At 60.9% G+C, this 19,542-nt stretch carries 19 protein-coding genes; 11 read left to right on the top strand and 8 right to left on the bottom strand.

All coding sequences use genetic code 11. The features are described 5' to 3' along the window. Positions 1–9: 9 nt before the first annotated feature. Complete coding sequence (locus tag OP495_RS05760; protein WP_280563628.1) at positions 10–447, bottom strand: MerR family DNA-binding protein; 438 nt, start codon at positions 445–447, stop codon at positions 10–12. Positions 448–760: 313 nt separating this feature from the next. Between OP495_RS05760 and OP495_RS05755 the strand changes: the two genes are divergently transcribed. Then, positions 761–2,101, top strand: coding sequence for an outer membrane protein transport protein (locus tag OP495_RS05755; RefSeq protein ID WP_280567780.1), 1,341 nt, complete (start codon positions 761–763; stop codon positions 2,099–2,101). Between the two features lie 131 nt (positions 2,102–2,232). Here OP495_RS05755 and thpD read toward each other — a convergent pair whose 3' ends face one another. The 5 genes from thpD to OP495_RS05730 form a co-directional block, all read right to left on the bottom strand. After that, entirely contained in the window at positions 2,233–3,138 is a 906-nt protein-coding gene (gene thpD, locus OP495_RS05750) for an ectoine hydroxylase (protein WP_280563626.1), read from the bottom strand. Positions 3,139–3,388: 250 nt separating this feature from the next. Further along, entirely contained in the window at positions 3,389–4,987 is a 1,599-nt protein-coding gene (locus OP495_RS05745) for an ABC transporter ATP-binding protein (protein ID WP_280567777.1), read from the bottom strand. A gap of 7 nt (positions 4,988–4,994) precedes the next feature. Beyond that, positions 4,995–5,924 carry an ABC transporter permease subunit gene (locus OP495_RS05740; protein WP_280563624.1) on the bottom strand — a complete coding sequence of 310 codons (930 nt, stop codon included), beginning with the start codon at positions 5,922–5,924 and terminating at the stop codon, positions 4,995–4,997. A 16-nt stretch (positions 5,925–5,940) separates the two neighbouring features. Next, positions 5,941–6,867 (bottom strand): oligopeptide ABC transporter permease OppB, encoded by a 927-nt coding sequence (oppB, locus tag OP495_RS05735; RefSeq protein WP_280567774.1) that lies wholly within the window; start codon positions 6,865–6,867, stop codon positions 5,941–5,943. A gap of 58 nt (positions 6,868–6,925) precedes the next feature. Then, entirely contained in the window at positions 6,926–8,512 is a 1,587-nt protein-coding gene (locus OP495_RS05730; RefSeq protein ID WP_280567771.1) for a peptide ABC transporter substrate-binding protein, read from the bottom strand. Positions 8,513–8,776: 264 nt separating this feature from the next. Between OP495_RS05730 and prfB the strand changes: the two genes are divergently transcribed. The 7 genes from prfB to rimI all read left to right on the top strand — a co-directional run bounded on the left by prfB (position 8,777) and on the right by rimI (position 15,319). Further along, a protein-coding gene (gene prfB, locus OP495_RS05725; RefSeq protein ID WP_280567769.1) for a peptide chain release factor 2 occupies positions 8,777–9,875 on the top strand; the annotation gives its coding sequence in 2 pieces (ribosomal slippage) (positions 8,777–8,851 and positions 8,853–9,875; 1,098 coding nt in all). Positions 9,876–9,961: 86 nt separating this feature from the next. Next, positions 9,962–11,464 carry a lysine--tRNA ligase gene (gene lysS / locus OP495_RS05720; protein ID WP_280567768.1) on the top strand — a complete coding sequence of 501 codons (1,503 nt, stop codon included), beginning with the start codon at positions 9,962–9,964 and terminating at the stop codon, positions 11,462–11,464. Positions 11,465–11,761: 297 nt separating this feature from the next. Next, entirely contained in the window at positions 11,762–12,148 is a 387-nt protein-coding gene (locus OP495_RS05715; RefSeq protein ID WP_280563619.1) for a hypothetical protein, read from the top strand. Positions 12,149–12,254: 106 nt separating this feature from the next. Then, positions 12,255–13,634: an MFS transporter gene (locus OP495_RS05710; protein ID WP_280567815.1), complete on the top strand. Its 1,380-nt coding sequence runs from the start codon at positions 12,255–12,257 to the stop codon at positions 13,632–13,634. Positions 13,635–13,700: 66 nt separating this feature from the next. Continuing rightward, entirely contained in the window at positions 13,701–14,012 is a 312-nt protein-coding gene (locus OP495_RS05705) for a BolA/IbaG family iron-sulfur metabolism protein (protein WP_280563618.1), read from the top strand. Further along, positions 13,960–14,859 (top strand): hypothetical protein, encoded by a 900-nt coding sequence (locus OP495_RS05700; RefSeq protein WP_280563617.1) that lies wholly within the window; start codon positions 13,960–13,962, stop codon positions 14,857–14,859. The genes OP495_RS05705 and OP495_RS05700 overlap by 53 nt, the downstream gene beginning before the upstream one ends. Then, a complete protein-coding gene (gene rimI / locus OP495_RS05695) occupies positions 14,849–15,319 on the top strand; it encodes a ribosomal protein S18-alanine N-acetyltransferase (RefSeq protein ID WP_280567766.1) in 471 nt (156 codons plus the stop codon). Before OP495_RS05700 ends, rimI begins: the two co-directional genes overlap by 11 nt. Before the next feature lie 33 nt (positions 15,320–15,352). Here rimI and OP495_RS05690 read toward each other — a convergent pair whose 3' ends face one another. Both OP495_RS05690 and rsmD read right to left on the bottom strand, forming a co-directional pair. Further along, entirely contained in the window at positions 15,353–15,562 is a 210-nt protein-coding gene (locus OP495_RS05690) for a cell division protein ZapB (RefSeq protein ID WP_280567764.1), read from the bottom strand. A gap of 123 nt (positions 15,563–15,685) precedes the next feature. Further along, on the bottom strand, positions 15,686–16,471 hold the full coding sequence (gene rsmD, locus OP495_RS05685; RefSeq protein ID WP_348521298.1) for a 16S rRNA (guanine(966)-N(2))-methyltransferase RsmD: 786 nt from the start codon (positions 16,469–16,471) through the stop codon (positions 15,686–15,688). Between rsmD and ftsY the strand changes: the two genes are divergently transcribed. Genes ftsY through ftsX form a run of 3 tightly spaced genes read left to right on the top strand, consistent with a single transcriptional unit; the run spans position 16,449 to position 19,406 of the window. Then, a complete protein-coding gene (gene ftsY / locus OP495_RS05680; RefSeq protein ID WP_280567763.1) occupies positions 16,449–17,744 on the top strand; it encodes a signal recognition particle-docking protein FtsY in 1,296 nt (431 codons plus the stop codon). The two genes, rsmD and ftsY, sit on opposite strands and share 23 nt — an antisense overlap. 4 nt (positions 17,745–17,748) lie before the next feature. Then, positions 17,749–18,417: a cell division ATP-binding protein FtsE gene (gene ftsE / locus OP495_RS05675; protein WP_280563613.1), complete on the top strand. Its 669-nt coding sequence runs from the start codon at positions 17,749–17,751 to the stop codon at positions 18,415–18,417. Then, entirely contained in the window at positions 18,414–19,406 is a 993-nt protein-coding gene (ftsX, locus tag OP495_RS05670; RefSeq protein ID WP_280567759.1) for a permease-like cell division protein FtsX, read from the top strand. Before ftsE ends, ftsX begins: the two co-directional genes overlap by 4 nt. Positions 19,407–19,542: the final 136 nt, after the last annotated feature.

Below are 19,542 nucleotides of genomic sequence, written 5' to 3'. Positions count from 1 at the left end.
TCGGGGCGCTCATGGCGCCTGGCGTGAGAAATCGTCATCACTTTCCATGGGTAGGCTCTCGATCAGCCGGCACAAGCTATGGCCGTCGGGCGTGCCATCCGGCATATCCCTCCAGGCGGCCAAAGCGTGTTCCATGCGCGTCGCCAGGGCCTGCAGCTCACGGATGCGCGATTGAATTTCCGGCAATCGTTCGGCCAGCAGGTCGCGCACCATGGGGCATGGAGAGTCGCCATGGTCGGCATGCTCGAGAATCTCGCGCACCTCGCGAAGACTGAACCCCAGCGTGCGTGCGCGCTGGATGAAACGCAGGCGATTGAGGTCGTTGGCATCGTAGAGCTGATAGCCGTTGTCGGGGTCGCGTTGCGGATGCAGTAGCCCCTCGCGTGTGTAATGGCGCACTGTTTCGCCGGTGACGTCGGCGGCTCGGGCCAGATCGCTGACTTTCATGGCACCCTCCTGAATGATGAGACAAGTCTAAAACCTTTGGGTGACACAAAGGTCAAGGAAGATCCAGTCTATTTCCAATGTCTTCTTTTAATGCATTGAAATAAATACATAAATACTCCGCCTGCTGTTAAAGACACTAGAAAAGAGAGTCTTGGTAAGACTAAAGAATGAGCGTTTCCAGGATTAAAACAAACGTTTGCTCTTGACTTGAAAACGCCCATCGGCCAAAACGAAAAGGCACGCCATTATTCGGACAAAGGCAAAAAATCTAGAAGATTTTCTCCTCCACGTCTCCGCAGAAGAGGACGTTTTCATGCATAACAATATCAACAAGCTCACTGTCGCTGTGACCCTGGCATCTGCCGTGATGGTGTCCGGTCAGGCTGCCGCATCGGGCTTTCAGGTTCGTGAACAGAGCGCCAAGGCATTGGGTAACGCCATGGCAGGTGCGGCGGCCGGTGCCGAGGATGTCAGTTACATGACCTTTAATCCGGCAGCCATCGGTAATGTCGAGGGCACTCAAATAGCGGGCGGTATTTCCTATCTCGATGCCAACTTCGAATTGACCGATGCCTCGGCGAGCCCAGCCGGATCACCGGTGAGCTATGATCGTGGCGGCTCGCGCGAAGGCGGCGAGGAAGCCTGGGTGCCCAGCTTTGCCTTCAAGACGCGCCTGAATGAACGGTTCGATTTGGGTCTTGCGATCTCTGCGCCGTATGGCCTCTCGACGAAGTATGACAAGGAGTGGATCGGCCGCTATCACGCTGTCGAAACTGAGCTCGAGACCATCGATATACAGCCGACACTGAACTACCGTGCCACCGATCGTCTCAACTTGGCGGTGGGGCTGCGTGCCCAGTATGCTGACGCTACTCTGTCTAATGCCATCGATCTAGGTGGGCAGGGAGCTTTGGCAAGTGTGCCTGGTGCTGCACCGGGTGCTAATGACGGCATGGCCGAGGTGACCGGCGATGATTGGGGTTACGGCTATACCCTGGGGGCGTTATTCCAGGCGACCGAGCGGACTCGCCTGGGCATCAGCTACCGCTCAGAAGTCGAGCTGACGCTGGACGGTGACGTCGATTACAGCTCTAGCGATCCGGTTGGCCAGCAAGTGCTGGCGAATTCGTCATTACAAGATGCCGGAGGCAAGGCGGATATCACCACTCCGGCCAACCTCAACCTGGGCATCTATCATCAGTTGACCGATCGGCTTGCCTTGATGGCGAACGCTGAATGGACGGAATGGAGCAGCTTCAAGGAACTGACCGTCGAGTCTGGTGGCCGCGAACTGAGCACCACGACCGAAAACTGGGACGATACCTGGGCCTTCTCGGTCGGGGCCAACTATCGGCTCAACTCGCAGTGGATGTTGAGAACGGGGCTGGGGGTCGACGAATCGCCGGTTCCGGACAGCGAGCATCGCACGCCGCGTGTACCGGATGCCGACCGCCGTTGGGCGACACTCGGTGCGACCTGGATGCCGACGTCGGAGTTTGGTGTGACGGCAGGGTACATGCGCGTGTTCGGTGATGATGGCGATATCGATCAGAACGCAACGCCGACCAACGAGAATGCGACCCGCGGAGATCTTTCCGGTACCTATGAAGTCGACGCCAACGTCTTCGCACTGTCGATGGATTATCGTTTCTGAACCGAGGCTTCAACCCGTATTGATAGCGATGAACCCCGGCGAGTTGCCGGGGTTCATCGTTTCAGGGTGACCGGCCATGCTCAAGGCCGTGTCATTGGCGAAGACAGCTCCCTACCTTCCCTGACGATGTCTCATCCGACAGGCTTCAGAGGGCCCCAGTCCTTGCGGTTGGCGAGAAACTCGGGTCGAGGGCGGTTACCGCAGTACGGGTTGTGCAGCGTGTTCTCGACACTGTTATAGACGAAGAACAGGTTGCTGCGTGGCCAGCACGACATGTTGGTATTCGAGCCATGCAGAGTGTTGCACTCGAACATCACCAGCGAGCCGACAGGCCCCTTGGGCGCTTCGATATCGCCCTTGAGCATCAATTCGCGCAGGCTGGCATCGTCCGGCACGCCGATTTCCTGGCTTTTCAGCGACTCTTTATAGTTGTTCTCCGGCGTGCGGCCCACGCAGGGAACGAAGTAATTATGCGAGCCGGGCACCAGCATCAGCGGGCCGTTGAATTCTCCGTTTTCGGTGAGAATGATCGAACAGCTCACCGAGCGCATGCGGGGCATGCCATCTTCGCTGTGCCAGGTCTCGAAATCGGAATGCCAGTCGAAACCTTTGCCTTTGAAGCCGGGCTTGTAGTTGATCCGTGACTGATGAATATAGGCATCGCCACCGAGAATTTGCTGGACCATCGCCAATAGGCGCGGGTCGCGTGTCAGGCGGCTGAAACGCTCGGATACCTCGTGGATACCGAAGATCGAACGAATTTCCTGCTTGCTGGGCTCCAGGATGGTGCCTTCGGAGAGCTTGAGGTCATCGTCGTTCTCGTAGTCGGCCAATTCATCCAGAAACGCGGCCATCTCGTCTTCGCCGAAAAATCCCTCGAAGGATAGGAAGCCCTTGCGTTCGAACTCGTCGAGCTCGGCTTCGCTGAGTGGCCCCTTGCGTTGCTCGCCTTCGCTATGCACCACCGGGTCGATGCGCTCGAACATTCCCAGTTTGCGTTCCAGGCGCGTCGGGAAAAGGTCTTGAGTCTCTTTCATCGCAAACTCCTCCATTAGTCTGCTAGGAACGGTGCTGCTGCCATCCCCTGTGTAAACGTAGTCGGAGAGGTTGGCAGCGACAAACATAGCCGTGTATGTCTTTGTAGCTCGCCAAGTTTGCTAGACGAACGCGTTGAGGCTACGCCACAGTTCAGAGTGTGTATTTAGCATATGTCAAGGTCGTGCCATTCAATGCCGCCGCTGCAAACGTAAGACGTCTGCAGCGGGAATTACGAGGGGGAGGTTGAAGTCAAGCAGCGGCGTCGACGAAGGCGGCCCTCATCAGTTCCTGGGTATAGCGTTCGCGCGGGTTGGCGAAGATCTCCTCGGTGGTGCCCTGCTCGACCACCTGGCCGTCCTTCATCACCAGCACGGTATCGGCCAGAGCACGCACGACCGAGAGGTCGTGACTGATGAACAGGTAGGTCAGGTCATGCTTTTGCTGCAGGTCGCGCAGCAGGTCGATCACCGTGACCTGTACCGAGCGGTCGAGCGCCGAGGTAGGTTCGTCGAGCAACAGGAATTCCGGCTTGAGTACCAGCGCCCGGGCGATGGCGATGCGCTGACGCTGGCCGCCGGAGAACTCGTGGGGATAGCGGTTGCGCATCGCCGGGTCTAGCGCAACTTCCTCGAGCGTCTCGATTCTTCGCGTCTCGCGCTGGTGGCGATTGAGCTCGGGGTAGTGAACACGCAGGCCTTCGCTGATGACCTCGCCGACGGTCAGGCGCGGCGACAGCGAGCCGAAGGGGTCCTGGAAGACCACCTGCATGCGTGAACGCAGCGGTCGCATGCTGCCGGTATCGAGCGTGGCGATATCGCTGCCATCGAAGCGAATCTCGCCGCGACTCTTGAGCAGGCGCAACAGCGCCCTGCCCAGCGTCGACTTGCCCGAGCCGGACTCACCGACGATGCCCACGGTCTGCCCGCGACGAATGCTCAGGTCGATGCCGCGTACCGCCTCGAAGTACTCGTTGTCATGCAACAGGTGCTTTTTGAGCGCAAAACGTACACGCACGTCCTTCGCTTCCAGAAGCACTGGCATTGTCGTGTCGACCGGCGCCTTGCGACCACGGGGGTCGGCCTCGATCAGCATGCGTGTGTAATCGTGTCGGGGATTGCCGAATACCTCGCTAATGGTGCCGGATTCGACGTGTTCACCGTGGCGCATTACACACACACGGTCGGCGAAGTGACGCACTATCCCCAAGTCGTGGGTGATGAACAAAATCGCCATGCCGTAGCGCGCCTGAAGATCCTTGAGCAGCGCCAGAATCTGCGCCTGGACGGTGACATCGAGCGCGGTGGTGGGCTCGTCGGCGATCAAAAGCTCCGGCTCGCAGGCCAGTGCCATGGCAATCAGTACCCGCTGGCGTTGGCCGCCGGAGAGCTCATAGGGATAGCTGTCGATGCGCCGAGAAGGGTCGGGTATCCCGACCTGCTCGAGAAGTTCGATGACCTTGGGGCGCGCTTGACGCCTATTGAGACTGAGGTGCTTTTCCAGCACCTCGGCGATCTGCGCTCCAATGCGCTGTAAGGGATTGAGCGAGGTCATCGGCTCCTGGAAGATCATCGAGATGGCATTGCCGCGGATGCGGCGCATGCGTTTGGGTGTGACGCTCAGCAGGTCCTCACCCTTGAAGCGGATGGCGCCAGACGTTTGGGCTAACTCAGGCAAGAGTCGCATCGCGGCGGTCGAGGACACCGACTTGCCGGAGCCTGATTCACCGACCAGCGCCAGCGTCTCGCCGGGTTGGATGGAAAAGCTCACATCCTGGACCGCCGAGACGGTCCCGGTGGGCAGTTGGAAGTCGACGCTCAGGTTGTCGATTTCAAGCAGGTTGTCAGTCACGGTCACCTCAGCGTGTTTTCGGATCCAGAGCGTCGCGCAACCCATCGCCCAGGAAGTTGAGACAGAACAGTGTTACGGCGAGGAACAGCGACGGCACCAGCAGCAGCCACGGCGCGCTCTGCATCATGTCGGTGCCTTCGGAAATCAAGACGCCCCAACTGGTCAGCGGCTCCTGCACTCCGAGACCGAGAAAAGACAGGAAACTCTCGAGCAGGATGACCTTGGGCACGGTCAACGTGACGTAGATGATCACTGGACCGATGGCGTTGGGGATCAGGTGGCGGGTGACGATCTTGCGATCGCGGACCCCTAATGCGTGAGCGGCTTCGATGAACTCGCGCTGCTTGAGCGCCAGTGTCTGGCCGCGCACGATGCGCGCCATGTCGAGCCACTCGACCGCACCGATGGCGGCGTAGATCAGGAAGATGTTACGCCCGAACACCACCATCAACAGGATTACCAGGAACATGAACGGCAGCGAGTACATGATGTCGACGAAGCGCATCATGGCGCTGTCCAGGCGCCCGCCGACATAGCCGGAGATGGCCCCGTAGAGCACTCCGATCACCAGGCTGACGAAGGTGGCCACCAAGGCCACCGATAGCGATACGCGGCCGCCATAGAGCGTGCGGGTCAAGAGGTCGCGGCCGTTGGCATCGGTACCCAGAAAGTGGCCGCTCTCGAGGCTCGGCGCGGCGCTGAAGGCGTTCCAGTCGACCTCGGCGAGGCCCCAGGGAAGCAGGTAGGGGCCGATCACGCATACCGTGCTGATGAGGATCAGCAAGATCAGGCTGACCATCGCCGCCTTGTTCTGCTTGAGCCGTCGCCAGGCATCTTGTCCGAGGCTTTCGCCCGCCACGGGGTCGGGCTCGGCCGACGGATTGGGGCTGCCGGGAGGTAGATTGTGCCCGCTGTAGGACGTGGTTTCCGTCGTCATGGTCGTTTCTCGCCGGTCAGTCGTCATAACGGATTTGCGGATCGAGCGCGGAATAGAGCAGGTCGACGAGCAGGTTCATCAGCACGATCAGTGCGCCGTAGAACACCACCGTGCCCATTACCAGGGTGTAATCGCGGTTGAGCGCGGCCTGAACGAAGTAACGTCCGATGCCCGGGATACCGAAAATCTGCTCGATCACCACCGAGCCGGTGATGATTCCGGCGATCGCCGGACCCAGGTAGGAAGTCACGGGGAGCAGTGCAGGGCGAATGGCGTGGCGCCAGATCACCTGACGCTCGGAAAGTCCTTTGGCGCGCGCCGTGCGAATGTAGTGGCTGCCCAGCACCTCGATCATGCTAGCGCGCATCATGCGTGCGATGTAGGCGATCTGCTGAATCGACAAGGCGATCACCGGCAACACCAGATTGGGTAGGGCGCCGCCGTTCCAGCCACCGGCCGGGAGCCAGGCAAGCAGGACGCCGAATACCAGCGCCAGGATCGGCGCGATCACGAAGTTGGGCACTGCGATACCCGCCAACGCCGTGCCCATTACCGTGTAATCGATCATCGAGTTGCGTCGCAAGGCAGCGATGATGCCCAGCGGGAGGCCTATCAATAGCGCGAGAAGAATTGCCAGGCCGCCGATCTCGAGACTCACCGGGAAGCCTTGAGCGATCAGCTCGGTGACCGAGAAATCCTTGTACTTGAACGACGGCCCGAAATCGCCCTGCAAGAGATTGCCCATGTAGCGCAGGTATTGCTGAGGCAATGGCTCGTCAAGGTGATACGCCGCCTTGAGGTTGGCTTCGATTTCCGGGGGTAACTGGCGCTCGCCGTCGAACGGCCCACCCGGCGCCACGCGCATCAGGAAAAACGAGATCGTGATCACGATCAGTAGGGTAGGAATCGCCATGAGCAGGCGCTTCAGGGTATAGGTCAGCATGGGGGATTCCGTACGCCGCCCCCCTATGGGACGGCGGATTCGTCATGGGGAAGAGCGATTACTCGGAGAACTTCACCCAGCGTGAGGGGTGGTCATCTTCGGCATTGTCCTGCCAACCGGTGATCTCGGGATTTACCAGGTTGCGTGTCACGTAGTAGAGCAACGGAACCAAGGCGTAGTCATCGAGGACGACGTTTTCGGCCTGCTCGAGGAGCGCCTCGCGCTTGTCCAGGTCTTGAGTGCTGGCGGCCTGGTCGAGCAGCTTGTCGTATTTGGGGTTGGAGTAAGCGCCATAGTTGTTGCCCACGCCGCTGCGCAGCAGCGTCAGGAAGTTTTCGGCATCGTTGTAGTCGGCGATCCAGCCGGCGCGTGCAACGTCGAAGTCACCTTCCTGAATGGTCTGGTAGTGCACGGTGGCTTCGGCATTGGTCATTTCGACCTCGACACCCAGCGGCTTCCACATCGCCGCCAAGGCGATGGCGATCTTCTTGTGTTCGTCGGACGTGTTATAGCGCAATTTCAGATGCAATGGGTGATTGGGGCCGTAACCGGCCTCCTTGATCAGTTGCTTGGCTTTGGCCAAGCGTTTGGCGTAGTCGCCCTCGACACCATCCATTTGCTGAACGTCGTAGTGGCTAGTCCCCGGAGGAACTAACGCATAGGCGTCCTTGAAACTGCCGGCCATGATCTGCTCGGAGAGTACCTTACGACGTGCGACCAGGTTCAATGCCTCGCGGACGCGTTTGTCGGCGGTCGGACGGCCTTCGCGGGTATTGAGTACGTAGTAGTAGGACCCCAGCATCGGACTCAGGTGAGTGGCTTCTGGCAGGTTTTTCTCGAGCCACTGGTAACGGCTCGAGGGATATTCACGCAGTACATCCAGTTCGCCGGCACGGAAACGTGAGATCCCGGCGTTGCGATCTTCGGTATTGAAGTAATTCACGCTGTCGAGGCTGACCTCGTCGGCATCGTAGTATTCGGGATTCTTGTCGACGGTGATACGCGACTGCGAGACCCACTCTTCGGGTTTGAATGCGCCGTTGGTGACGATATTGTCCATCTTGACCCACTGCTTGCCGTATTCGTCGATAGCATGCTTGGGCAGGGGGTAGGTGGTGTAATGGGTCAGCAATTGCGGGAAGTAAGGTATCGGCGCGTTGAGGGTCACCTTGAACGTTTTGCCGCCATCGAGTGACTCCACGCCCAGGGCGTCGAGCGATTTTGCGCCGGTATTGATGGCTTCGGCATTTTTGATCGGGTAGAGCAGGTAGGCGTATTTCGAGGCGCTGGCCGGGTCGAGAAGGTGCTGCCAGCCGAAGACGAAATCCTCTGCGGTGACCGGTTCGCCATCGGACCACTTGGCGTCGTCGCGGAGGTAAAAGGTGTAGGTCTTGCCGTCTTCGGAGATGTCCCAGTCGGCCGCCATGCCGGGGATAGCTTTGCCCTCGGAATTTTTCTTGAGTAGGCCTTCGTAGACATCCATCAACACCTGAGATTCCCAGACGCCGCCGGAGACCTGCGAGGTGTCGAAGGAAGCGAGTTCGCCCATGACGCCGATATTCAGTGTCTCGGCCTGGGCCTGCGTGGCCAGAGCCAAGTAAGAAAGCGCCATGGCGCCGAGTAGGGTATGCGATTGTCGAAGCATGTTGTGGGTCCCGCTTGTTGTTGTGTCGGATGCCGTGTAAGACACCACATCTGTCGAATCACTTTCTCCCCGTCTGGTGAAACGTGTCCATTGCAAATTTCGTATATGCTTTTGCATATATTCAATAGAGCGCTTGCTGATGCCGCAAAGCGCAGCATGGGATAGCCGCTCGCGGGTGCATTGGCTACAATGTTCTCTTTTCTTCACCGTGGACCGGCAAGCATGCCGCTGCGGTGCGAATCAGCGCGCCTGAAAAGGATTCCCATGCAAGAGATCAACCCGATCAATCACCTCATCAAGGACCTGTCCGAACGGACAGACGTCCTGAGGGGGTATCTTTGACTATGCCGCAAAGAAAGAACGGCTAGAGGAAGTCACCCGCGAACTGGAAAACCCGGATGTCTGGAGCGATCCAGACTACGCACAGAATCTGGGCAAGGAGCGTGCTACTCTGGTGGCGGTCGTCGAAACCTTCGATGCGCTGGACCGAGGCCTGACGGATCATCAAGAACTGCTCGATCTGGCGGTGATGGAGGAAGACGACGCCACCGTCGATGAAGTGCGAGGCGAACTCGAAAAGCTCGAGTCACAGCTCGCCAAGCTCGAGTTCCAGCGTATGTTTTCCGGCGAGATGGACACCAACAACGCCTATCTCGATATCCAGGCCGGGTCTGGCGGCACCGAGGCGCAGGACTGGGCCAACATATTGCTGCGCATGTACTTGCGCTGGTGCGAGCACCACGGCTTCAAGACCGATATCATCGAGTTGTCCAGCGGTGATGTGGCGGGCATCAAGTCGGCGACATTGCACATTCAAGGCGATTACGCCTTCGGTTGGCTACGCACCGAGACCGGCGTGCATCGCCTGGTGCGCAAGAGCCCGTTCGACTCGGGTGGGCGTCGTCATACCTCGTTCGCCTCGGTGTTTCTATCGCCGGAAATCGACGACAACTTCGAGATCGAGATCAATTCATCCGATCTGCGTGTCGATACTTATCGCTCCAGCGGTGCGGGCGGCCAGCACGTCAACACGACCGACTCGGCGGTGCGTATCACCCACGAACCCACGGGGATCGTGGTGGCGTGCCAGGGTCAGCGCAGCCAGCACGCCAACCGCGACTTCGCCATGAAGCAGCTCAGGGCGAAGTTGTGGGAGAGGGAAATGGACAAGCGCAACGCCGCCAAGCAGGAAGCCGAAGACAACAAATCGGATATCGGCTGGGGCAGTCAGATCCGCTCCTATGTGCTCGATGACCAGCGCATCAAGGACTTGCGTACCAGTGTGCAGTCCAGCAACTGCGAGAAAGTGCTCGACGGCGACCTGGATCAGTTCATCGAGGCGAGCCTGAAACAAGGGCTATAGCCTCGCGCTTCTAGCCACGGGCGGTGAGCGATGGTGCCCGTGGCCCGCCGTTCGCATCCCGTAGCCAATTCTTCATAGGTAACGACATGGCCAACCAAGACTCCTCTCAACACGACGAGAATCACCTGATTGCGGAACGTCGTGCCAAGTTGGCGGCACGCCGTGCCCAAGCTGCAGAAGAGGGCGGTAGTGCCTTCCCTAATGATTTTCGTCGCGATAGCCTTGCCGCCGAATTACAGGCTGAATTGGGCGACAAGGAAAAGGCCGAGTTGGAAACGCTCGACCGTCAGGCTTCGGTTGCCGGGCGCATCATGCGCCAGCGCGGGCCTTTCATCGTCATTCAGGACGTTTCCGACCAGATTCAGCTGTATGTCGACAAGAAAGGTCTGCCCGCTGAGGTGCTGGAAGACGTCAAGAGCTGGGACATCGGCGATATCGTCGCGGCGCGCGGGCCGGTGCATAAATCAGGCAAGGGCGATCTGTACGTGAAGATGGGCGAGGCGCGCTTGCTGACCAAGAGCCTGCGGCCCCTGCCCGACAAGTTCCACGGCCTGACCGACACCGAGGCACGCTATCGCCAGCGCTACGTCGACTTGATCATGAATCCCGAGTCGCGGCGCGTCTTCGAGGTACGTTCTCGAGTGATCGCTGGCATTCGGCGCTTCCTGGTCGAACGCGGCTTCATGGAAGTCGAAACGCCGATGCTGCAGCAGATTCCCGGTGGCGCCACGGCGCGGCCGTTCGTCACGCATCACAATGCGCTGGACATCGACATGTACCTGCGTGTCGCGCCGGAACTGTACCTCAAACGGCTGGTGGTCGGTGGCTTCGAGCGTGTGTTCGAGATCAACCGCAATTTCCGTAACGAGGGATTGTCGACGCGCCACAATCCCGAGTTCACCATGCTCGAGTTCTATTGGGCCTATGCCGATTATCGAGACCTGCTCGACCTGACCGAAGCGATGATTCGTGAGGTTGCGCGCGACGTGCTGGGCACGACGACGATCGACTACCAGGGAGCACGCTACGACCTTGGCGAGTCCTTCCAGCGTCTCACTCTGCGTCAGTCGATTCTGGAATACGGCGACGGTATCGGCGAAGGCGACATCGATACCTTCGAAGGTGCTCAGGCGACCTGCGAGCGTTTGAGGGTTCCGGTCAAGCCGAACTGGGGTCTGGGCAAGCTGCAGACCGAAATATTCGAGCACGTCGCCGAGGAAAAGCTCGAACAGCCGACGTTCATCACTGAATATCCGGCCGAGGTCAGTCCGCTGGCGCGGCGCAACGATACCAATCCTCACGTCACCGACCGCTTCGAGTTCTTCGTGGGTGGCCGCGAGCTCGCCAACGGCTTCTCCGAGCTCAACGATGCCGAGGATCAGGCCGAGCGCTTCGCCGAGCAGGCGGTCGAGAAAGACGCCGGCGATCTGGAAGCGATGTATTACGATGCCGATTACGTCCGCGCGCTGGAATACGGTCTGCCGCCGACGGCGGGCGAGGGCATCGGTATCGATCGCTTGATCATGCTGTTGACCGATAGCCCATCGATTCGGGATGTGTTGTTGTTCCCGGCGATGCGCCCGGAATAAGGCTGGGCTTCGCCCAGAGCTGTCAGTTAGAAGTTATAAGCTGGAAGAAAGGTCAACATCCATGGCTACGAGCTACGAGCTACGAGCTACGAGCTACGAGCTACGAGCTACGAGAATGGGTTGTGAGCTTTCGGCATGACTCGATACTGACTTTCGCGGCTCGCGGCTCGCGGCTCGCGGCTCGCGGCTCGCGGCGAAGCCGCGCAAGAGTTATTGGTAAGGGGCGCGGTGAGCGCCCATAATGGCTGCGGTTCGAATTCCGCCGACCCCGAGCGGTTCCCAAAAGAGGTGACACCGATGAAGCTGCTCAATCGCTCTGCGCTGAGCGTCAAGCCGACTCAGGCGTTCGTTGACTGGATCAACTCGCTGGAGCCCACCGTCGGTGAGGACGACCTGACCCTCGACGATGTCGAACGTGAAAGTACCGTTTACCTGATTCCGGAAATGGACTCGCCCGAGGTGCTGGCTGCCTACGTGCGCGAGCGCCACCTCGATCTGCTCGAGAACGAGTTGAGCGCTTGGGAAGAAGATGAGCGCCAGTGGCCGGAACCGCTCGACTGGGCGCTGTTCGAACGGTTCCTCATCGTCGAGCATAGTTATCTGGCGTTGGATCTCGATGATGAAGTGCCGCTCGAGATTTCCGAGATCGACGATGGACTGCTGCTGGAAACCGACGAGGATTGACGCCTTCGGTGAGTGGTGTAGAGAACCGGTACGCGGTGGCTTTTAAGCCTTCGGTGTGTCGCGAGACAAGGGCGTTGGTGGTGGTCAAAGGCGTGGCGACGTGCTGATGCGGCGTCTTTTCGTGACACGTCCTGGCGATGAAGGTTTGCCTGGCCCTCAACGCCGCTTGGCGATGCTGGTGATGGTGCTGGGGACGTTGATGTCGGTACTCGATAACGGCATCGTCAACATCGCGTTACCCACCCTGGCGCAAGAGTTGTCGGTGAGCGAGTCGCGTGCGGTGTGGATCGCCAACGTCTATCAACTGGTGTGCGCAGCCCTGTTGCTGGGGTTTGCCGCCTTGAGTCGGCTCATCGGGCGGCGACGCCTGTACTTGGGCGGTCTGGCGTTGTTCGTGCTGGCCTCGTTGTGCTGTGCGTTGTCGCGCAGTTTCGAGTGGCTGGTAGCATCGCGCATGTTGCAAGGCATCGGCGCTGCGGCGATGTTGAGCATCGGCCCGTCCATGTACCGCTTGATTTTCCCCTCGCGCCTGCTGGGCTCGGCAATCGGTATGGGGGCCCTGGTGGTGGCCTTTGGCATCGCCTTCGGTCCATCGCTGGGTGGCATTATCCTGCATTTCGCGAGTTGGCCGTGGCTGTTCGCCATCAATCTGCCATTGGGGCTGCTGGCCTTGATCCTGGGGATGCGCGCGCTACCCGGCGAGACCATCGAGTCGCGGGGATTCGATTGGCTGGGAGCTCTGTTGTCGGCTTCGATGCTCAGCGGTTTCGTGTTTTCACTCGATCATATCGGCCACGGTGCGCACGGTACGAGTGCCTGGTTGCCGTTGCTGGGAAGCGTGTTGTGCCTGGTGCTGTTCGTATGGCGCCAACGTCGCGCGGATGCGCCTTTGGTACCGTTGCCCATGTTTCGTGCCACGCGTTTTAGCATCGCCGCGATGATCTCGTTGATGGCCTTCGTTGCCCAGGGAATCACCTTCGTGGGGCTGCCGTTCATGTTTCAGACGGTGATGGGCGCGGCACCACTCGAGGCTGCCCTGCTATTCACCCCCTGGCCGCTGGCGTTGATGCTGGTGGGGCCACTCTCGGGGCGGCTCGCCGACCGCTTCAATCCGACGCTGATCTCGTCGCTCGGCCTGGCGATCTTCCTGCTCGGGATGCTGAGTCTGGTGACGTTGACGGCGGAGTCCGGCGCCGTGTCGATCGCTTGGCGCGCGGTGTTGTGCGGGGTCGGCTATGGTCTGTTCCAGGCGCCCAACAATCGCGAAATGATCGGCAGCGTCGCGCTGACATACAGCGCCAATGCCTCGGGTGTGCTGGCCTCGGTGCGGACCTTCGGCCAGGCCTTGGGGACCGCCTCAGTGGGATTGATGCTGGCGCTTTCCTGGGGATCGCTGTCGTATGCGCTGTGGCTAGGCTGCGCCAGTGTGGTGGTGGCGTTGGCACTCAGCGTGTGGCGAATTCCGCTGGCGCGCGCCGAGGCGTGAGCGATGCTTATTCCCCACCGCGGGAAACGTTACAATGACGCGTATCCGACAGAGGAGGCAGGTGTCATGAGTGTTCAGGCACGTATCGAAGAGAAGCTGCAGTCACTCGACCCCGAGCATGCGGCGGTCGAGAACGAAAGCTACATGCACAATGTGCCGTCGGACTCCGAAACGCACTTCAAAGTGACGTTGGTCGCCGAGCGCTTCGCGGGCCTGATGCCGGTCAAGCGCCATCAGCAGGTCTACGCGCTGCTCGCTGACGAGCTTTCCGGCCCGGTGCACGCCTTGGCTTTGCACCTTTATACGCCTGAGGAATGGCACCAGCGTGCTGCGGCGCGCCCGGATTCTCCCAATTGTCGAGGCGGCGGCGCACGCTGACATGGTAGGCGACGCCCAGCGGTTGCAATATCTCGAGGCTATGGGGCTCGGCGCGTGGACTAGCCGTTATCGGTTGCCCAATGCGTTGCCTACGCCTGTATGCGAATGGGAGGCGCCGCCGGTTGAAGCGCCGACGAGTCATGGTGAGCGCTTGCAAGCGCTGCTCGACGATGCAGCGAAGGCGCCGTCGATGTCACCTTCGGGAGAAATGTCGCCGGGGGCGACGCTATCGCGAGATACCGATAAGCCGGCTGCTAGTGGGTCTGCACGGGCATTATTGCTAGGCGATGCGCCCACTGAGTCGTCGCCCTCGGTGCCGGAACCTGCCGCTGAGCCGGCAGCGCCGACCGCTGATGTCGGCGAGACCGAGACGCACGCGGCACTACGCTATGACCTGCAAGTCGCGGCCTTGGAGGGGCGCTGGTTGCTGCTGGTGCCTGAGGTGAATGCACCTGACCGTACGGCGTGTGAGCTGCTTGGCAACCTGCTGCGTGCGGCCGGCATCAGCGTGGATGCGGCGCTCGAGTTCCGCAGTTTTCAATGGCCGCTCGTCGATAACGCATCGGTTACGGCGCCTCTGGACGAGGCACGCGATGGTCTGCGTGCCTATCTCGCTGGTCAGGCGCGGCGAGGCTGGCGTCCCGAGCGGCTATTGGTGTTCGGCCAGGATACGACCCTGAACGCGGTACTGGCCCTCGAGGACGCGCGCAGCGAGACCTTGAGCTTGCCTTGCTGGACACTCCCGTCGCTGGCAGCGCTTAAGTCATCCGCTGCCGCCAAGCGCGCGCTCTGGCCGCAGCTTGCGGCGTGGCGTGAGGCCTGGGCGGGACACGACGATGCGCCTTGAGCGTCTCGCTGCGGCACATCTGAATGCCGTCGAGGCGCTCGAGGAAGCGGGGCAGGCACATCCCTGGAAGCGGGCGATCCTCGAGCGGGCACTCGACGATGACACGCTGGACGTCTGGGGCGCATGGCAGGGCGCGACCCTGCTGGGGCATGCGGTGCTTGCCTGGTTGCCCTTCGAGGCCGAGCTGCAAGCGATCACCGTGGCGCCACACGCGCGCCGCCAGGGCGTAGCTGGCATGCTGCTCGCGCACCTCGTGACGCGCGCCCGACAAGGCGGTGCCGAGCGCTTACTGCTGGAAGTGCGCGAAAACAACGCGCCGGCCCTGGCGCTGTACCGTCAATACGGTTTTGGCGAGGATGGGCGTCGGCGCGGTTACTATCCCCCCCTCGGTACCAGAGGGGGGGAGCGTGAAGCGGCGGTTCTGATGTCGAGGCCGCTTGAGGTGCGAGCGGCCGACTGACCGCGCTTCCCGGTCTGGAGTATCGAGTCTGAGTTACTGGTTTTGCGCGTTATCGCCGGCGTCGTCTTCGAGATCCTGGAACTTGCCTAGCAGCCCGTTAAGGCGGCGTTCCCATTCGTCACGCTCCTGCTTGAGGCGCGTGTTCTCCTCGCGCAGCTCTTCTGCTTCCATTTTCAGCATCTCGATGGTCTCGACAGCATTCTGCACCTTCTGCTCGAGCTGGTTGAAGAGTTCGAGGCTCATGGACTTCTCCTACACGTTGGATGGGGCGATGCGAGTGGCACGGGCGAATCTTGCCGAGCCGTTGGTGGTTAGCGTACGCGCGCGCGGCGCGCGCGACAAGCGTCTCCGAGCCCCGACAGGGCGTCAGATATCGTGTCCGTGACGGCGATAAAGACGCCCGATGCCATCGCCCGCGCGTACCTCGCGATGTAGTTGCCAGTTAGCGGGTACCCGAGGCTCGCACTCGTGCTCTATTTCCAGATAGATCAACGCCTCCTCACTCAGCCAACCGTGTGCCTCCAGCGCTTGGCAGGCGTCGACGGCGTGGCCCTGGCGAAAGGGGGGATCAAGGAACACGATATCGAAGGGTGTGATGGGGCCTGCGAGAAATTCCAGGGCGGCTTGGCGACGCACATGGCCGTTGGCGTCCAGCGTGGCGATATTGGTGCTCAGGCTGGCTGCGACATCGCGGTCGGTCTCCACGAAAAGGGCTTGAACGGCGCCGCGCGAGAGTGCCTCCAGTCCTAGTGCGCCGGTGCCGGCGTACAAGTCTAGAACGTGTGCGCCGGCGAGCTCGAAGGCCAGCCAGTTGAACAGTGTCTCCCGGATGCGATCCGGCGTGGGGCGTAAGCCGGGCCGCTCGAGCACGGGCAGCTGACGGCGACGGTAGTCGCCGCCGATGAGGCGCAAGCGCCCGCTCGCACGTGACGGCGAGACGCGGTGCGTGCCACGGGCGGCACGCTTGGCTGAGGAAGAGCGACGTCGATTCATGATCGGCGGATTGTACCGCCACCCGTTGCACAGTGATAGGATGTGGCGATTCAGACACTTCAGGATGCCGAGCGTCATTGCCGCCGTGTCGCGGGAAGCGTGGCGCGCGTCGTCCGCGTAGACGTAGATCACGCCCATGTTCGGTTTTTTAAAGCGCAAGAAGAAGCAAGATTCTCCCGCCCAAGACGTCGATGAGTCGCAAGAGGATGCGGCGGCGCTCGACACTGAAGAGGGCAGTGCCGGTCACGAGGACTCGGCAGACGATGAGGCACCGCCGGCGTCTTCCCCATCGGCTGCTGAAGAGGCGACGCCAACGTCTTCTCAGGCTGCGGCCGAGCCGACGACGATTGCCGATCCCGATCCCGATCCCGATCCCGATCCCGATCCCGATCCCGATCCCGACGAAGCAGATGAAGCGCGTACCGACGAGGCTGTGACAGCGCCAAAGGTCGACGAGCCGGCCAGCGTGACGCAACCCCGGGAGCGCCCCAAGAAGAGTTGGTTCGCACGCATCAAGTCGGGCCTCGGCAAGACGCGCGCCAATTTCACCGAGGGTCTGGCGGGGCTGTTTCTGGGCAAGAAACAGATCGACGATGAGTTGATGGAGGATCTCGAGACCCAGCTGCTGATGGCGGATGTGGGGATCGAGGCAACCACCGAGATCATCGACCGCCTGACCGAGCGTGTCTCGCGCAAGGAACTCAAGGATCCGCAGGCGCTCTACTCAGCCTTGCAGGAAGAACTCCAGGATATGCTCGACCCGGTCGCCCAGCCGTTGGCGTTGCCGCCCAAGGGGGAGGGGCCGTTCGTGATCCTGATGGTGGGCGTCAATGGCGTTGGCAAGACCACCACCATCGGCAAGCTGACACAGCGTTTCCAGAACGAGGGGCGCAGTGTGATGCTGGCGGCGGGTGACACCTTCCGTGCGGCAGCGGTGGAGCAGCTCAAGGTATGGGGCGATCGCAATCAGGTGCCGGTGGTAGCGCAGCACACCGGTTCCGATAGCGCGTCGGTCATCTATGATGCGTTCTCTGCCGCCAAGGCACGCGATATTGACGTGCTGATCGCCGATACAGCCGGGCGCCTGCATAACAAGAACCATCTGATGGAAGAGCTCAAGAAGGTGCGCCGCGTCATGGCCAAACTCGATGAGCAGGCCCCGCATGAGGTGATGCTGGTGTTGGATGCTGGAACGGGCCAGAACGCGCTTTCACAGGCTTCCACCTTCAACGAGGCGGTACCGGTGACGGGCATCACCTTGACCAAGCTCGATGGCACCGCCAAGGGCGGCATCATCTTCGCCCTGGCCAAGCAACTGGGTACGCCGATTCGTTTCATCGGTGTGGGTGAGACCCTCGATGATTTGCGACCGTTCGCCGCCGAGGATTTTGTCTCCGCGCTTTTCGAGCGCGACACGGGCGGAGACGCGTAGCGGTATGATCGTCTTCGAGCATGTCGGCAAACGTTACGGCGGGCGCTCCGAGGCCCTCGCCGATATCAACTTTCGGGTAGAGCGGGGGGAAATGTTGTTCCTCACCGGGCACTCGGGAGCCGGCAAGAGCTCGTTGCTGCGCTTGATCATGCGCCTGGACAAGCCTTCGCGCGGTCGCGTATTGGTGGCCGGCCACGACCTCGATCGCTTTCATCTCAGCCAGATTCCTTATTACCGCCGCCAGATCGGCGTGGTCTTCCAGGACCACCAGCTGCTGTTCGATCGCAGCGTTTTCGCCAACGTAGTGCTGCCGTTGGAAATTCAGGGCGTGGAGCCCCGCGAATCGGCGCGTCGTGTGCGGGCTGCATTGGACAAGGTCGGTTTGCTGTATCGGGAAACGGCGCTGCCCATCGAACTTTCGAGCGGTGAGCGCCAACGTATCGGCATTGCGCGGGCGGTGGTCAACAAGCCGTCGTTGCTGCTCGCCGACGAGCCCACTGGCAACCTCGATCCACAGCTCTCGGCCGATATCATGCGCTTGTTCGAGGACTTCAATCGTATCGGTACCACGGTGATGGTCGCCAGTCACGACCTGGCCCTGATCACGCGTCTGCGGCACCGGGTCTTGCGCCTGCGCGAAGGCCGACTGGTCGGCGATGAGGAGGCGGCATGACACGGCGCACGACGTCCCCGGAAAGTCAGCGCTCCACGCGGCGTGGCGCTAGAGCCTCGCAGGTAGGGCTGGAAAGTCGCACGCGGGCGTGGCTGCGTCATCATCGCGCGATGTGGCTCGATAGCGCTCAGCGGCTCGCCAAGCGCCCGCTGAGCAGCCTGTTGACCATGTTGGCGATCGCCATCGCCCTGGTACTGCCCAGCGGGTTATGGCTGGCCCTGGATAGCGCCCGACTGCTGGATGCCGAGCTCGACGAAAGCGCTACCGTGACCGTCTATCTCGATACACGCCTCGATGAGCGTGCGGCGATGGATGTCGCTGCGCGACTGCGTGATCGGGCACCTGTGGCGGGGGCACGACTGGTGACTGCCGCCGAAGGTCTGGCCGAATTCCAGCAAGGCGTGGGGCTCGAGGATGCACTGGCCTCGCTGGAAGATAACCCGCTGCCCGCAGCGGTGGTGGTCACCCCGGCCGACACTGACCCCGATTCGGTGCGTGTGCTGGCGAGCAATCTCGAGGCGGTTGATGGCGTCGATGAGGCGCGTGTCGACCTCGCTTGGCTGGAGCGCCTGCGGCGTTTGGCTGAGTTGGGGCAGCGTTTGACGCTGGCGCTGGCGGGGCTGTTCGGGTTGGGTGTGCTGCTGGTGGTTGGCAATACCATCCGCTTGGCAGTGGAGAGCCGGCGTCAGGAGATCGAAGTGGTGACGTTGATCGGGGCCACCCATGCGTTTGTGCGCCGCCCATTCCTTTATAGCGGTGCCTGGTACGGCCTGGGCGGCGGCGTTCTGGCGATCGTATTGCTGGTCCTGGGTGGCCATTGGTTATCGGCCCCGGTCACTGCCTTGGCCGAGAGTTACGGGGCCCACTTCACGCTGCCGCGACTCGGCTTCGGGGGATCGGTTTTGCTATGTGTGTGTAGTACAATATTGGGCTGGCTGGGTGCTTGGTTAGCCGTCGGCCGTCATCTTGCCGACATCAAACCCCGCTAGGCTTGACAAGCCTGATGGCATGTATTGAACTTTCGTTCAAGTTAGCCTTCTAATGGGTCATGCGTGCTATCAGGCACATGATTCCTTCGCCGTGCAGCCGTGGATGTTGGATACGCCACGCACGCAGGGTGAACAA

Origin of the sequence: Chromohalobacter sp. 296-RDG (assembly GCF_029889885.1) — a bacterium.
Taxonomy (GTDB): domain Bacteria; phylum Pseudomonadota; class Gammaproteobacteria; order Pseudomonadales; family Halomonadaceae; genus Chromohalobacter.
Note: the sequence above shows the minus strand (reverse complement) of the source record. Positions and strands in the feature narration are given on the sequence as shown.

Coding starts and splice junctions, on each gene's coding strand:
- OP495_RS05715 (WP_280563619.1), top strand. CDS start 11,762: ATGAAGCTGCTCAATCGCTCTGCGCTGAGCGTCAAGCCGACTCAGGCG.
- OP495_RS05690 (WP_280567764.1), bottom strand. CDS start 15,562: ATGAGCCTCGAACTCTTCAACCAGCTCGAGCAGAAGGTGCAGAATGCT.
- OP495_RS05705 (WP_280563618.1), top strand. CDS start 13,701: ATGAGTGTTCAGGCACGTATCGAAGAGAAGCTGCAGTCACTCGACCCC.
- thpD (WP_280563626.1), bottom strand. CDS start 3,138: ATGAAAGAGACTCAAGACCTTTTCCCGACGCGCCTGGAACGCAAACTG.
- OP495_RS05755 (WP_280567780.1), top strand. CDS start 761: ATGCATAACAATATCAACAAGCTCACTGTCGCTGTGACCCTGGCATCT.
- ftsY (WP_280567763.1), top strand. CDS start 16,449: ATGTTCGGTTTTTTAAAGCGCAAGAAGAAGCAAGATTCTCCCGCCCAA.
- rimI (WP_280567766.1), top strand. CDS start 14,849: ATGCGCCTTGAGCGTCTCGCTGCGGCACATCTGAATGCCGTCGAGGCG.
- ftsX (WP_280567759.1), top strand. CDS start 18,414: ATGACACGGCGCACGACGTCCCCGGAAAGTCAGCGCTCCACGCGGCGT.
- OP495_RS05730 (WP_280567771.1), bottom strand. CDS start 8,512: ATGCTTCGACAATCGCATACCCTACTCGGCGCCATGGCGCTTTCTTAC.
- oppB (WP_280567774.1), bottom strand. CDS start 6,867: ATGCTGACCTATACCCTGAAGCGCCTGCTCATGGCGATTCCTACCCTA.
- OP495_RS05710 (WP_280567815.1), top strand. CDS start 12,255: ATGCGGCGTCTTTTCGTGACACGTCCTGGCGATGAAGGTTTGCCTGGC.
- OP495_RS05740 (WP_280563624.1), bottom strand. CDS start 5,924: ATGACGACGGAAACCACGTCCTACAGCGGGCACAATCTACCTCCCGGC.
- ftsE (WP_280563613.1), top strand. CDS start 17,749: ATGATCGTCTTCGAGCATGTCGGCAAACGTTACGGCGGGCGCTCCGAG.
- lysS (WP_280567768.1), top strand. CDS start 9,962: ATGGCCAACCAAGACTCCTCTCAACACGACGAGAATCACCTGATTGCG.
- OP495_RS05760 (WP_280563628.1), bottom strand. CDS start 447: ATGAAAGTCAGCGATCTGGCCCGAGCCGCCGACGTCACCGGCGAAACA.